The following is a 13631-nucleotide window of genomic DNA, read 5'->3' on the forward strand; positions in this document are numbered from 1 at the left end:
TGCCAAGCTTTCCCTTCCAACGGTTTCCCCTCATGTTCTTTGCTTCCGATAATTGGGCCGGCGCCCATCGATCCATTGCCGAACGATTGCTGATGGAATCGACCGGTTTTGCCGCCGCCTACGGCGCCGGCGACCTCGACAAGAAGGTCGCGGCCCGCTTTTCCGAGATCTTCGAGCGCGACGTTTCGGTCTTCTTCGTCGCCACCGGCACGGCCGCCAACTCCCTGTCGCTGGCAAGCGTCCAGCGCCCCGGCGGCATCACCTTCTGCCATTCGCAGGCTCATGTGATCGAGGATGAATGCGGGGCTCCGGAATTCTTCTCCGGCTCCGCCCGCCTCGTTGCCGTCGACGGCGAAGCCGGCAAGATCGACCCAGCGAAGCTCGTCGCCAAAATCGCAGGCTTTCCAGAAGATGCCGTCCGTCAAGGCCGCGCCAGCGCAGTGACCATCACCCAGACAACCGAGATCGGCACCGTCTATTCCCTGCCGGAGATCGGCGAGATCGCCGCCATCGCCAGAAAGCGCAGCCTGCCGCTCCACATGGATGGCGCCCGCTTCGCCAACGCGCTGGTCGCGCTCGGCGCTACGCCTGCCGAAATGACCTGGAAACGCGGCGTCGACATGCTGTCCTTCGGCGGCACCAAAAACGGCTGCTGGTGCGCGGAAGCGATCGTCTTTTTCAATCCGGATCAAGCCGGGGAAATGCCGTTCATCCGCAAGCGCGCCGCCCAGCTTTTCTCCAAGTCGCGTTTCATCGCCGCTCAGTTCGATGCCTATTTCGAAAATGGCCTCTGGCTCGATCTCGCCCGCCACTCGAACGGCATGGCCGATCGACTGCGCGCCGGCATTGCCATAAGCAACGCCGCGCGCCTCGCCTGGCCGACCGCGTCCAACGAAGTCTTTGCCGTCGTCAGCAAACATGCGGCAAAAACCGCCGAGGAAAAGGGCGCGAAATTCTACGAATGGCCGACCCCAGCGGCAACGCCCGAGCTGGTTTCCGAAAGTGAAACCCTGATCCGCCTGGTCACCAGCTTCGCGACGACGGAAGCGGACGTGGATGGTTTCCTCAAGTGCCTGGCCGCCTGATCGACCGCCGAAACGGCAGTGCCTCACCCCGACCTCAGCCCCCTCACCTTTTGCAGAATATCGTCCGACAGCGCCGAGACCAGCGCCTGATCCGCCCCTTTGCGCGGCACCAGCACGAATTCCACATCCTCCAGCACCGGGAGTTTACCCGCAGCGATCTCTTTCAGGCCCGAGGGCGCCATGCTGCGCGGCTGCACCAGCACGCCCATCCCGGCCCGCGCCGCCGCCGTCAATCCGCTGAGACTCCCGCAGGTGCAGACGATCCGCCAGGCGACGCCGTTTCGCGCCAGCGCCTCCAAGGCGATTACCCGTGTGACGCTCGGCGGCGGAAAGGCGATCAGCGGCAAAGGGCCGGAGGCCAGCACACGCTCCGGATCACGCGCCAGCCAGACGAGCGGCTCGCGATAGACGAGCTTTCCGCGGGCATCGCCGAGCCGGCGCTTGGCGAGCACCAGGTCGATCTCGCCATTGTCCTGCATCTCGTAGAGGACGCCTGATAGTGCGACCGTCAGTTCCAGGTCGACCGACGGATGCGAACGAACGAAATCCTCCAGCACCGCCGGCAACTGGCTGGTGACGAAATCCTCCGACACCCCGAGCCGCAGGCTGCCGCGCAGGCTGTTGCTCTGAAACAGCGACTGCACCTGCCCCGCGATCGAAAGCATCGCGCGCGCGTGCGACAATAGCGCCTCGCCATCGCCGGTCAGCATCACCTTATGTGTGTCACGGACGAGCAGCTTGCGCCCAAGCGCAGCCTCGAGCCGCTGGATATGTTGGCTGACCGTCGACTGCCCGAGGCCCAACCTGTCTGCGGCGAGCGTGAAACTGCCCATCTGTTCGACAGCGACGAAACTGCGCAATTGCGAAAGGTCGAGCATGAATATCCAGTTTCTCGATAACTGTTATTCATTGCATCCTGGATCACAATGGACGAGAAAGCAATGACTGTTTTATCATGCCGCGAGATCGCCATGCGCCGCTTTCTGCCCGATACATTCACCATCCTGCTGGTCTGCACCGTCATCCTCGCCTCGCTGCTTCCGGCACACGGCACATTCGCGGGTTATTTCGGCATCGCCACCGATCTTGCCATCGCGCTGCTGTTCTTCCTGCATGGCGCCCGCCTCTCGCGCGATGTCGTCATTGCCGGCCTGCTGCATTGGCGACTGCACCTCGTCATCCTGCTGACCACCTTCGGCATCTTCCCGCTGCTTGGCCTGGCGCTCGGATTGATTCCCGACACCATCCTGCCGCAGCCGCTTTATCTCGGCATCCTCTTCCTCTGCGTGCTGCCGTCGACCGTACAGTCGTCGATCGCCTTCACCTCGATGGCCGGCGGTAACGTGCCTGCCGCCATCTGCTCGGCCTCGGCATCCAACATCTTCGGCATGTTTCTGACACCGCTGCTCGTCGGCCTGCTGTTTTCGGTCGGCGGCCATGGCGGCTTCTCCTTCGACGCCCTGCAGCAGATCCTGCTGCAGCTGCTTGCCCCCTTCATTGTCGGCCAGATCCTGCAGCCTTGGATCGGCGACTGGATCCGCGCCAAGAAAAAGATCCTGATGCCGGTCGACCGCGGCTCGATCCTGATGGTCGTCTATCTCGCCTTCAGCACAGCTGTCGTCGAGGGGCTGTGGCATACCTTCTCGATCGCCGATATCGCGGTCGTCATCGTTGCCGACATGGTTCTGCTGGCAATTGTCCTCGTTTTGACGATGTTCGGCAGCCGCGGCCTGGGCTTCAACAGGCCCGACCAGATCACCATCACTTTTTGCGGCTCGAAGAAAAGTCTCGCAAGCGGCGTGCCGATGGCCAACGTCATCTTCGCCGGCCAGTCGATCGGCGCGATCGTGTTGCCGCTGATGCTCTTCCACCAGATCCAGTTGATGGTCTGCGCCGTTATCGCTCAGAAATACGCGGCCGCCGCAGCCCGCCGGGCGACGGAAAAGGAAATAGACGAAGCCGCGAGCCCGGCTTGAACCGCAATGCCATAATAAAAACGGCGCCCCGATGAGAGCGCCGTCTCTTTTACCCGAAGGGGAAACAATCAGCCGTTGATAATCTGCGCTTCGATGGCCTTCGGAGCCTCGATCGGTTCTGCGGCGATCGCAATCTTGCGGGGCTTCATGGCCTCGGGAATGTTGCGCAGAAGGTCGATGTGCAGCAACCCGTTCTTCAGCGAAGCGGCCGTCACCTCAACATGGTCGGCAAGCTGGAAGCGCCGCTCGAAGGCGCGCTTGGCAATGCCGCGGTAGAGGAATTCGCCGCTTTCGGCAGGTTCCTCGTTCTTTTCGCCTTTCACCGACAGCACATGGGCATGGGCCTCGATCGAAAGTTCGGTCTCGTCGAAACCGGCAACGGCCATGGTTATGCGATAGGTGTTTTCACCGGTGCGCTCGATATTATAGGGCGGATAGGTCTGGGCCTGCTCCGGCTGGGCAAGGCTGTCGAGCATGGTGAACAGCCGGTCGAAACCGACGGTGGAGCGATAAAGGGGAGAGAAGTCTACGTGACGCATGATGTCCTCCTGTGGAAGCGACGTGTTGCGATGAAATGCCCCTGAAACCCCATCTTTGGCGGCCTCGGGACGGTTGCGCGGGCCCTCTTCGGCACCCGCAAAGAGGAGATGGTGATGGGATTTGACGAGTTCAAGACCCTTTCGGATTCGCCTCGATCGGCCCGTGAACCGCGCATGAACGGCCGGTTCGGAGCGCATTCAGGCGCATGAGCCTAGAGATCGCAACGTCGGGTGAATCTGGTCCCGGCGGCTGAAGTGCATCGTCCCTTCTTCTTCAGCCTCAAACTCGGCCGGCTGTGAGCACCTCATGCTCCTGCCGGCCCTTTTCGGGCCGCGGCTTGGCGGCCCCAACGCTTTCCAAGCCGGATGCCATGCGTTATCCCTGAAGACGAAGCAGTCAGCAGCGGCGCATTGGCAAAGTCATGGATCAGGTTCTCTATTCGACGCCCGACAATCCCGCCCCGGAAAACCGCACGGAGGGGTTCTTCGAAACCCATGACGGCCACCGGCTGCGTTATGCCGTTTTCCGTTCCGCCGCCCAGGTCGCCAAGGGCACTGTCGTCATCCTGCATGGCCGCAACGAATATATCGAAAAATATTTCGAGACGATCCGCGACCTGACGGCCAAAGGCCTCTGGGTCGCTACCTTCGACATGCGCGGCCAAGGCGGTTCGCCGCGGCTGCTGAAGCGCCGCAATCACGGCCACATCCGCCGCTTCGTCGATTACGAGCGCGATCTGGACACCTTCCTCGAAAAGGTGGTACTGCCGGATACACGCCTGCCCTTCTACCTGCTCGCCCATTCCACAGGCGGGCTGATCGCGCTCTCGGCCGCCCCCTATCTTACCACCCGTATCGATCGCATGGTGCTGTCGGCGCCCTTCATCGGCCTGACCGGCCAGTCGGCATCACCGCGCGTTATCCGAACGCTAGCCGGCACGTTGACCGCCCTCGGCCTCGGCTTCCTGCCGCTGACGTCGAAACTGAAGGAGCCGGATTTCCGCGACAATCCGCTGACCTCGGACGAACACCGTTTCGAGCGCAACGTCGCGATGATGAAAGCCCATCCGGAGCTGACGCTCGGGCCGCCGACGGCCCGCTGGTTGATCGAGGCTTTTCGCACCATGGACCGGGTGACCTCACCCAACCATCTCTTCTCGATCACCATCCCGACCATCGTCATCGCCCCGACCCGTGACGGTGTCGTGCCCTACACGGCGCAGGAGCGGCTATCGCGTTATTTCCGCGCCGGTCAACTGGTGCCGATCAACGGCGCCCGCCACGAGATCTTCCAGGAACGGGATACCTACCGCGCGGCAGCCCTTGCCGCCTTCCACGCCTTCATTCCCGGCAGCGATGCCGAAGAAAACCAGGACGTCGCCGCCCTCGGAACCTGACACCCGATCGGCACGACCGAGCTTGGGATCAGCGCTGCAGGACGGCGATCGCCTGCTCATAGACCGCCCGGCTGCCGGCGGCGATGATCGAGCCGCCGTTTTCCGGCCGTCCGCCGTCCCAGGTGGTGATGATGCCGCCCGCCCCCTCGATGACGGGAATGATGCCGCCGACGTCATAGGGCTTCAGGCTGTTTTCGATGACGAGATCGATATGGCCGGCGGCAAGCAGCGCATAGGCATAGCAGTCGCAGCCGTAGCGGAAGAGCCGGACCTGACCCTCGATCTCGCGGTATTTCTCCATCTCCTCGCCGTTAAAGAGATGCGGTGAGGTGGTGAACAGGATGGCGTTCGAAAGCGTGTCGCACTGGCGGGTCGCCAGCCGCCGCTCCCCCTCCGGCCCGGTATAGAGCGAGCCGTTCTGGTCGGCGAAATAACGTTCGCCGGTAAACGGCTGTTCGATCATGCCCATGATCGCCCGCCCCTCTTTCTGCAGGCCGATAAGGGTTCCCCATACCGGCACGCCCGAGATGAAGGCACGCGTGCCGTCGATCGGATCGATCACCCAGACATATTCGCGGTCGAGCCCGACATTGCCGTGTTCCTCGCCGAGAATGCCGTGGCCGGGGAAATTCTCCTCGATCAGCGCCCGGATGGCGAGTTCGGCCGCCCGGTCGCCCTCCGTCACCGGATCGAAACCGGAGGAAAGCTTGTTCGTGACATCGAGACCGGAGCGGAAGCGCGGCAGCGTCTCGGCTCGGGCGGCTTCCGCCAGGCGGTTGAAGAACGAACGGTCAGGAAGCATGAGGGATCCGTTTGGCTGGCGGGAGTGACGCTTTCATAACGAAAAGCAGCGGGAATGCAAACACAGCAGGCAGTTCGATAGGGTTGCGACGAACCCTCCAATCGCTTCCATTACGCGCCCACTGCCCAAAGATGTCGCAGCGCAATATATTGCTTGACATTTGTGCAATGCAATAGTAGCGTCGTTTGTACAGTCTTCTGACTGTAAATACCCTCCTTGGGTGTTTCCTCCCTAGACTTAGCCGCGCTTACAAGCGCGGTTTTTTTTGGCCGGGAAGACCAAGTGGAAAGACGTCGGTATAATCGACAGAGGTTATTCGGCGGCCAGCGCCCGATCGCCGGCGAACTTCTCGACATAGTCCGCCATCTGCTGCATGAAAGCCGTGACCGCCTCAGCGACCACGGCGAAATCGCCGCGTTTCTCCAGCGTCACCTCGTCGACATAGATCGCCCGGTTCACTTCGATCTGCAGCGCGTGCAGTCCGCGCGAAGGCCGGCCGTAATGTTCGGTGATGAAGCCGCCGGCATAAGGCTTGTTGCGGATCGCCGCAAAGCCCATTTCCTCGAGGATGGCGATGGCCGCGCGCGAAAGCTCGGCCGAAGCGCTGGTGCCATAACGATCGCCGATGATGAAGTCGGGCCGTGCGGTGCTGCCGGCGACGCGCACATTGCCGGGCATCGAGTGGCAGTCGATCAGCACGCCGAAACCGAACTGCACATGCGTCCGCGCGATCAGCCGGCGCAGCGCCGCATGATAGGGCTTGTAGACCGCTTCGACCCGGTCGAGCCCCTCCTGCACCGGCAGGCGCCGCGCATAGATCTCCATGTTCTCGGCGACGATACGCGGGATGGTGCCGAGCCCGCCGGCGACGCGGAGCGAATTGACATTTGCATAGGGTGGCAACAGCCCGTCGAACATCCGCGGATCGAGTTCGTAGGGCTCGCGATTGACGTCGAGAAAGGCGCGCGGAAAGTTGGCCGCCAGCAGCGGTGCGCCGAGTGCGACGGCCGAGCCGAACAGCTCGTCGACATAGTGATCCTCGGAACGACGGATGGCGATACCCTCGAGCCTGGACTGCGCGATAAATTCCGGTGGATAAATACGGCCGCTATGGGGGGAGTTGTAGACGAAAGGGATGGTCTGCGACACGGGCTCATGAACCTCAAAAAGCTCGTATTCGCGTATTTCCGGCACTTTCGGCCCTCTTTACCATGTCATGAACTGACTGCTTTGCCCATGTTGCCAGTTGCCCGGCCTCAAGTCCATACTATGTAGCAGGGATGGCGGTCGGGCACGGGCAATTCACCGGTTGTTTACCGGGTGAAGACTAGTGTAAACGCTTGGCAGCCCACCAAAAACTTATTGATCAGCGGTCTGGATTGATGACTCAGAAGATACTTCTCGCAGAAGACGACAACGACATGCGCCGCTTCCTGGTGAAAGCGCTCGAAAAGGCCGGTTACAAGGTCCTTTCCTATGACAATGGCGCCAGCGCCTACGACCGGCTGCGCGAGGAGCCGTTTTCGCTGCTGTTGACCGATATCGTCATGCCGGAAATGGACGGCATCGAGTTGGCGCGCCGCGCCACCGAACTCGACCCCGACCTGAAGGTGATGTTCATCACCGGTTTTGCGGCGGTGGCGCTGAACCCTGATTCGAAGGCGCCGAAGGATGCCAAGGTCCTTTCCAAGCCTTTCCACCTGCGCGATCTCGTCGACGAGGTCAACAAGATGCTTGCCGCGTAAGGCTTGCCGGGCGGCACGTCACAAAACTGCAAAAAGCCTATTGACGGCTCCAAAGGTTTTGTGATCTATCCGCCGCCATCGGATGGGCGTGTAGCTCAGCGGGAGAGCACTACGTTGACATCGTAGGGGTCACAGGTTCAATCCCTGTCACGCCCACCATCCGATCCCCTTGCCCCACAAGGGATTTCGCCAAGCCGCTGTTTGGTGAATTTTCTCGGTCTCCATCCAATTTATTTTTGCCGATGCCGGACCTTCGTCGCTTCTCGAGGCGACATCGACATGGCCTGTCCCGGCAAACCATGTTGTCGGCCTTGGCTGGTCCGTGCAGATGGCAGTCATGACGCGCCGCATATGAGGGCGTGCTCACACGATCATCAATTGCACATCACTCGCTGGGATTCAGCCCCTCGTTGCTCGAGCATCCGGAAGTCCGGTTTTGTGACGGAGAGATGACGGGTTTGTGACAAAACGCGTGTTATTTCAGCAACATAGCTGACCGAGCCTACTGTCATGATCGACAATCTCGTTGCGGCGCAGCATCGCCTATGTAATTTCCGCGGCGAGGCAGGCGCCAAGCTAAAGGGTGCCGCTTCGGTCACACGGGATGAAGATACGTAGGGACTGCCGATGGCAACGGTCTTCATCCTCTTGCATCTGAACTGGAGGTTATTCCATGAACATTAAGAGCCTTCTTCTCGGCTCCGCTGCTGCACTTGCAGCAGTATCCGGCGCTCAGGCTGCCGACGCTATCGTTGCTGCCGAACCGGAACCGGTTGAATATGTCCGCGTCTGCGACGCTTACGGCACCGGCTACTTCTACATCCCGGGCACCGAAACCTGCCTCAAGATCAACGGCTACATCCGTTTCCAGGTTGACGTTGCTCCGCACGCCAGCTCGATCGGCGCCGGCGGCGGCGGTTCCGTCGCCAACGACTCGGATTGGGACGCCCGTACGCGCGGCCAGGTTCAGTTCACCGCCAAGAGCGACACCGAATACGGTCCGCTGACCGGCGTCATCGTCATGCAGTTCAATGCTGACAACGCAACCGCTCAGAAGGCTCAGCTCGACTCCGCTTATATCGACATCGCCGGCTTCCGCGCCGGTCTGTTCTACAGCTGGTGGGATGACGGCCTCTCAGGCGAAACCGACGACATCGGTTCGCCGGTCACGCTGCATAACTCCATCCGTTATCAGTACGAAACCGACGCTTTCTACGCTGGCATCAGCGTCGACGAGCTGGAAGACAGCCCGTTCTATGATGGCGAAACCGCCAACAACGTCGGCGTTGCAGTCGGTCTCGGCGGCAAGGCTGGTGCATTCAGCTACCAGATCACTGCCGGTTACGACACCGACAACGAAGAAGGCGCCGTCCGCGCTATGGGTACGGTTGCTGTCGGTCCGGGCACGCTCGGCCTCGCAGTTGTCTACGCAACGAACCCGAACGCCTATTACAACAAGGCTGAATGGGCGATCGCGGCCGAATACGCCATCAAGGCGACTGACAAGCTGAAGATTACCCCGGCTGTTCAGTACTACGACAACTACGGTGTCACTGCTGGCGAGTTCAACGACGACGTCAGCGCCTGGAAGGCCGGCGTAACGATCGACTACCAGATCGTTGAAAACCTCTCGGCAAAGGTTTCGGTTCAGTACCTCGATCCGGACAATGCTGAAGACGTAACCTCGGGCTACTTCCGCCTGCAGCGCGCGTTCTAATAAAAGGCTGCAGCACTTCAAAGTGCTGCAGCGTCCTCTGTGCGTCTTAAAAGACGCGGGGAACTGTAAACCGGCAGCTACAAATTCCTGATCTGACTGACCTCCGATCGGGAAAGAATGGGCCTGGATTTCCCTGCCTGGGCCCATTCCCCTTGACCAGAAGTGCGTCCAAGACGGCAGGCGCTCGATGAGCGCCTTGCCATCGTCGCGTCACATCGGTCCTTTTTCGATGTCCGGCCGCCAATCCCATTGCTTGACCTTGCAATCGATCGCCGGCAGGCCCGGCGGCCATGGTATCTTTGTGCCGCGGGGACAATGGAACCAAATTCGGACACAGAGCCATGCCATGGCGAATCGAGGCTGAGAGGTGTGATTCGCCTCGCCAGGACATGGGGTTTGAGATCGAAATGAAGTTATCCGCGTTTGTTGCCGCCGCCATTTTTTCCGTCGCCCTGGCCCTGCCGGCTTCTGCCGCGCAAGCTCCTGTAGAGACGTTTCCAGGGGCTCCGGGGGTCATTACGCTGTCCGGCAAATGCGCCAAGCTTGTTGTCGCCAAGTTCGATGCCACCAAGGGCTGCAAGAACGAACTTGCCAGCGTCACCCTCGCCAATGGGGTGGTGACCTTCATCTTCACGTCGGATGGCAAGGCGCTTGGGTTCCAGGGCGACGGTAGCGGCATCAAGCCCGCTTCCAACGGTAATGCCCGCCTGCCGCTCAGCCTCGTCACCACGGGTGTCGGCAACAAGATGACCGGGGAGGTCAAGGTCGCCGGCTTCTGCACTTTCGGCAATCCCTATGCCGGCAAGCCGATCGCGATCGAATGCACTGCCGAAAGCAAGGATTCCTCGTTTGCCGGCAGCTTCCGCACCGGCGGCAAACTGGTGAAAAAGGGAAAGTAGAGCAGTTCCAGCAAAAGTGCGCGGCGATTTTACGTCCGGGATTGAGTGAAAACCCGAGATTGCGTGAAAACAAAGAGGCACAGCATTCCGTGATTCGAAGAAAAACGGAAATGCTCTGGCCGTCAGGCACACCAGGCGCCGCCGGCAGCGCCCGGCTTGCGCGCCAGCCCTTCATTGATCAGCTGCGCGCCGAAAGAGCGCCCGTCGCGCGAGACGACGCGCGGCGCGCCTGAGGGCTCGGCTTTGCCCGCGGCATTCATGGTGAAGGGACCGGCGTTCAGAAGCGCCAGCAGCCGCGACTTGGCGGCAAAGGCGACCCTGCGTTCGCCATCGCAGCGCGCCTGGTCGACGACAGGGCTTGCCATATCGGCGATCACGATCTTCTCGCCCTTGTACCAGAAGACGCCGCCATCGCCGACGCAATTGATATGGGCGCCCTGCCCGCAATAACCGAACGCGACCGTCCCGGTTTCCGGATTGGCAGGGGTAAGCGGGGACGGCACCGCCTTGACCGGCTGGATGACCGGCGTCGGGATCGTCGCCGGCGGCAGCAGCTGCGATTGCGGCGCCGGCGGTACGGCTTTCGGCAAGGGTGTGGCAAGCGCCACCTGCTTCGGCGACACGTCCTTCCTGACGGCAGGTCTCGGCTCCGCCGTTTCCCGCGTCATCGACGCCGATTGCCCTGCAAACATCGGCTGAATGCTCTTCCAATGGTCGTGGGCGACAATGCCGCCGATCGCGGCGATGCCGATTACTGCCCAGGGCAGCAATCCGCCACTGCTGCTCGCTTTGCTCTTTCCTCTCGCCGGCGCCTTGCGGCGGCCGCGTGTCGCTGTCCTGGCCATCTGTCCGATTCCCGTGAGGCAGGGATTATCGCCGCCCAATCCTTTCTGAAAGGTTGGCGCGGCGACAGGATGATGTCTTGTTCGCCGATCTTTACCTCAAATGACATTTAGGCACCGGCCGGCATCGGAGAAGCCGGTGGGGGAATCGAAACGCCTGAGGGGAAAAAGCCGAACAAATCCCGTATCGGCCGACTGCCTTCTCACGACGCTGGCCGCCGCCTGCGTGCTCTTCGCCTTCTGGAAGCTCAAACAACGGCTCGGCTCCAATTCCGCACGGCATGTCGATCGGGATGAGGACCAGTCGAAAACGAGACGCCCGGCATCATACCGGGCGCCTGTATCTGCGTGATTGTCTGTTGCTCATTCGGAGGGTGCGGCTGCAGGATCGTTTTTTGCAACCGGTGTCGCGCCACCGACGGACGCGGCCAGCGGCTTTTCCCGTTTGCGGATATTGATGCGCTCGTCCGCCGCCTCGCGTACGGCCTGCCATTCATTCTCGTGCCGGATGAAGATCTCGCGGGGCACAAAGTTGATCGTCATATTGTTCTCACCCTGTTTCAAATCTGCCGTCAGTGCGCAAAAGAGCCTTCCGGAATGCTGGTTATTTCTTGGTCTCTGCATTGCTCTTGATGTCGGGACCACCCTTGGAAAGATCCGCACCGGTCACATGGGCCGGCACGTGAATGTCGTGATAGACGCCGGGCGTCAGCGTCAGGTCGACATGATGCGGCGGCAACACCTGCGCCTTCTGCATGCGGTTTGGCTTCGCCCGCTTCATGCGGTCGGACGCCTCGGTGCGTTTGTCGGGAATATGGGTCGAAGTGTGCATCATCGGCCTCCTTTTTTAAGCTCAACCAGAGCCTAACGGCCGGGCACCCGTATGGTTCCAAAAAAATTGTCCGATCTCAATGTGGCGGCCGGCCTTGACTGGCCGGAGAAGCTCATTACCTAGAGCCTATCCCGCAGCCTGCCAGACATCGGCTGACGGGGAGTTTTGGTGCCGGGCCCCTCTGGCGAGAGTTTTTACGGCGCTCTCGTGATGTCGGTACCGCCTGCAGCTTAGCCGGCGGATTTTTCATCGATGAACAAGCTCACCATGCCTGACCCGCATGCCCGTTGTGGCATGCCGCGTCTTTCCCTCTCCACCCTCGCCACCATGATTTGCGGCCGCGAGGTGCGGCCATGAACCAGCCCGTGACCCACACATCTTCGCTCAGCTATTTCCGCTGGGCCTTCATCGTCACCGCCCTCGGCCTTGTTCTTGGCGCCGTGCTCGGCTGGCAGACCACGGGCACGATCGGCGGCATGGCGACAGTCTTCTTCATCTGCACGGTGCTTGCAGTTCTGGAGATCTCGCTGTCCTTCGACAATGCCATCGTCAACGCCAACAAGCTGAAAGAGATGACGCCGGTCTGGCAGAAACGCTTCCTCACCTGGGGCATCATCATCGCCGTCTTCGGCATGCGCATCGTCTTCCCGCTGGCGATCGTCGCGATCGCGGCACAGATCGGCCCCTGGGATGCTCTGGTGCTTGCCGCCCGCGAGCCGGCCGAATATGCCCGCATCATGAACGACGCGCATCTGCCGATCGCAGCCTTCGGCGGCACCTTCCTGATGATGGTCGGCCTCAACTACTTCTTCGACCACAAGAAGGAAATCCACTGGCTTCCAGGCCTGGAAAGGGTGATGGCGCGCTCCGCCACCATCAAGGGCATCGAGATCGCCTTCGTGCTGGCGCTGATGCTGGTTTTCTCCTGGCTGATCGGCGGCGAGGAAGCCACCGTCTTCGTCCATTGCGCCATCTACGGACTGCTCACCTTCCTCGCGGTCGAGGTGGTCGGCGGACTGCTCGATGCCTCGCAGCAGACGATGAGCGCTGCCGCCAAGGGCGGCCTCGGCGCCTTCATCTATCTGGAGGTGTTGGATGCCAGCTTCTCCTTCGACGGCGTCATCGGCGCCTTTGCGCTGACGCAGAACCTCTTCGTCATCGCGATCGGCCTCGGCATCGGCGCCATGTATGTGCGCTCGATGACGATCATGCTGGTGGAAAAGGGAACGCTTGCCGAATACCGCTATCTCGAGCATGGCGCCTTCTATGCCATCCTGATCCTTTCGGTGATCATGTATACGCAGACCCTGGTGCACATCCCCGAGGTGATCACCGGGCTCGGCGGCGCGGCGCTGATCGGCCTGTCGCTCTGGTCGTCCATTCGCCACAACAAGCGCGAGCGGGCGGAAGATCACGCCGCCGGGCAGGAAGAACTTCACGCCTGATGTTGCAAGCCGCGGTGCTCGGCACCGCGGCACGCCTTCAGAAAAAATAAAGCCCGCGACCATCCGGTTGCGGGCTAATTCATTCGTGCATGGCTTGAAGTGTTAGCGGGAGACCTGACCGAAGGAGGTCGGGTCGATGCCGAGTTCCCTGAGGTCGGAGGCACGCGGCCGGCGGCCGGCTTCAACGGCAGCGCTAACGGCATTTGCGGCGCCAAGCACGGCAAATGCGCGACCAAAGAAGCCTGTACGGACTGAATTGCGGATGGCGGACATTGTCCATTTCCTCTTGCTTTGATTGACCATTTATAGATGGCATCGCGCATACACGTCTACAATGCACAGAAAATCACCC

At 61.1% G+C, this 13631-nt stretch carries 15 protein-coding genes and 1 tRNA gene; 8 read left to right on the top strand and 8 right to left on the bottom strand.

Annotated features, from left to right (window positions below):
- Positions 1 to 32 precede the first annotated feature (32 nt).
- Positions 33 to 1085, top strand: a complete 1053-nt coding sequence (locus J3O30_RS19080) for a low specificity L-threonine aldolase (protein WP_207581766.1) — start codon at positions 33 to 35, stop codon at positions 1083 to 1085.
- Positions 1086 to 1108: 23 nt separating this feature from the next.
- Here J3O30_RS19080 and J3O30_RS19085 read toward each other — a convergent pair whose 3' ends face one another.
- Complete coding sequence (locus J3O30_RS19085) at positions 1109 to 1963, bottom strand: LysR family transcriptional regulator (protein ID WP_207581767.1); 855 nt, start codon at positions 1961 to 1963, stop codon at positions 1109 to 1111.
- Between the two features lie 63 nt (positions 1964 to 2026).
- On the opposite strand from J3O30_RS19085, the gene J3O30_RS19090 reads away from it, so the two are divergent.
- The gene (locus J3O30_RS19090; protein WP_246762689.1) at positions 2027 to 3061 is read left to right on the top strand and encodes a bile acid:sodium symporter family protein; all 1035 of its coding nucleotides are present in this window, start codon (positions 2027 to 2029) and stop codon (positions 3059 to 3061) included.
- A gap of 68 nt (positions 3062 to 3129) precedes the next feature.
- Here J3O30_RS19090 and J3O30_RS19095 read toward each other — a convergent pair whose 3' ends face one another.
- The gene (locus tag J3O30_RS19095; RefSeq protein WP_207581769.1) at positions 3130 to 3600 is read right to left on the bottom strand and encodes an Hsp20 family protein; all 471 of its coding nucleotides are present in this window, start codon (positions 3598 to 3600) and stop codon (positions 3130 to 3132) included.
- A gap of 422 nt (positions 3601 to 4022) precedes the next feature.
- Between J3O30_RS19095 and J3O30_RS19100 the strand changes: the two genes are divergently transcribed.
- Positions 4023 to 4997 (top strand): alpha/beta hydrolase, encoded by a 975-nt coding sequence (locus tag J3O30_RS19100; RefSeq protein ID WP_207581770.1) that lies wholly within the window; start codon positions 4023 to 4025, stop codon positions 4995 to 4997.
- Between the two features lie 28 nt (positions 4998 to 5025).
- On the opposite strand, the gene hisN is transcribed toward J3O30_RS19100, so the two are convergent.
- On the bottom strand, positions 5026 to 5799 hold the full coding sequence (gene hisN, locus J3O30_RS19105) for a histidinol-phosphatase (RefSeq protein WP_207581771.1): 774 nt from the start codon (positions 5797 to 5799) through the stop codon (positions 5026 to 5028).
- 312 nt (positions 5800 to 6111) lie between these two features.
- Positions 6112 to 6993 (bottom strand): N-formylglutamate amidohydrolase, encoded by an 882-nt coding sequence (locus J3O30_RS19110; protein WP_207581772.1) that lies wholly within the window; start codon positions 6991 to 6993, stop codon positions 6112 to 6114.
- 188 nt (positions 6994 to 7181) lie between these two features.
- Between J3O30_RS19110 and cpdR1 the strand changes: the two genes are divergently transcribed.
- The 4 genes from cpdR1 to J3O30_RS19130 all read left to right on the top strand — a co-directional run bounded on the left by cpdR1 (position 7182) and on the right by J3O30_RS19130 (position 10160).
- Positions 7182 to 7544 (top strand): response regulator CpdR1, encoded by a 363-nt coding sequence (gene cpdR1, locus J3O30_RS19115; protein ID WP_003542883.1) that lies wholly within the window; start codon positions 7182 to 7184, stop codon positions 7542 to 7544.
- An 84-nt stretch (positions 7545 to 7628) separates the two neighbouring features.
- Positions 7629 to 7703: transfer RNA gene (locus J3O30_RS19120), tRNA-Val, on the top strand.
- A gap of 514 nt (positions 7704 to 8217) precedes the next feature.
- A complete protein-coding gene (locus J3O30_RS19125) occupies positions 8218 to 9261 on the top strand; it encodes a porin (RefSeq protein WP_207581773.1) in 1044 nt (347 codons plus the stop codon).
- 407 nt (positions 9262 to 9668) lie between these two features.
- Positions 9669 to 10160 (top strand): hypothetical protein, encoded by a 492-nt coding sequence (locus J3O30_RS19130; protein WP_246762690.1) that lies wholly within the window; start codon positions 9669 to 9671, stop codon positions 10158 to 10160.
- A gap of 122 nt (positions 10161 to 10282) precedes the next feature.
- On the opposite strand, the gene J3O30_RS19135 is transcribed toward J3O30_RS19130, so the two are convergent.
- The 3 genes from J3O30_RS19135 to J3O30_RS19145 all read right to left on the bottom strand — a co-directional run bounded on the left by J3O30_RS19135 (position 10283) and on the right by J3O30_RS19145 (position 11837).
- Complete coding sequence (locus tag J3O30_RS19135; protein WP_207581774.1) at positions 10283 to 11005, bottom strand: hypothetical protein; 723 nt, start codon at positions 11003 to 11005, stop codon at positions 10283 to 10285.
- 360 nt (positions 11006 to 11365) lie between these two features.
- The gene (locus J3O30_RS19140) at positions 11366 to 11545 is read right to left on the bottom strand and encodes a hypothetical protein (protein ID WP_207581775.1); all 180 of its coding nucleotides are present in this window, start codon (positions 11543 to 11545) and stop codon (positions 11366 to 11368) included.
- A 61-nt stretch (positions 11546 to 11606) separates the two neighbouring features.
- Complete coding sequence (locus J3O30_RS19145; protein WP_025570441.1) at positions 11607 to 11837, bottom strand: hypothetical protein; 231 nt, start codon at positions 11835 to 11837, stop codon at positions 11607 to 11609.
- Positions 11838 to 12187: 350 nt separating this feature from the next.
- On the opposite strand from J3O30_RS19145, the gene J3O30_RS19150 reads away from it, so the two are divergent.
- Positions 12188 to 13279, top strand: coding sequence for a DUF475 domain-containing protein (locus J3O30_RS19150; protein WP_207581776.1), 1092 nt, complete (start codon positions 12188 to 12190; stop codon positions 13277 to 13279).
- 102 nt (positions 13280 to 13381) lie between these two features.
- Here J3O30_RS19150 and J3O30_RS19155 read toward each other — a convergent pair whose 3' ends face one another.
- Positions 13382 to 13552: a hypothetical protein gene (locus J3O30_RS19155; protein ID WP_207581777.1), complete on the bottom strand. Its 171-nt coding sequence runs from the start codon at positions 13550 to 13552 to the stop codon at positions 13382 to 13384.
- Positions 13553 to 13631 lie beyond the last annotated feature (79 nt).

Source organism: Rhizobium sp. NZLR1, from assembly GCF_017357385.1.
Lineage (GTDB): Bacteria > Pseudomonadota > Alphaproteobacteria > Rhizobiales > Rhizobiaceae > Rhizobium.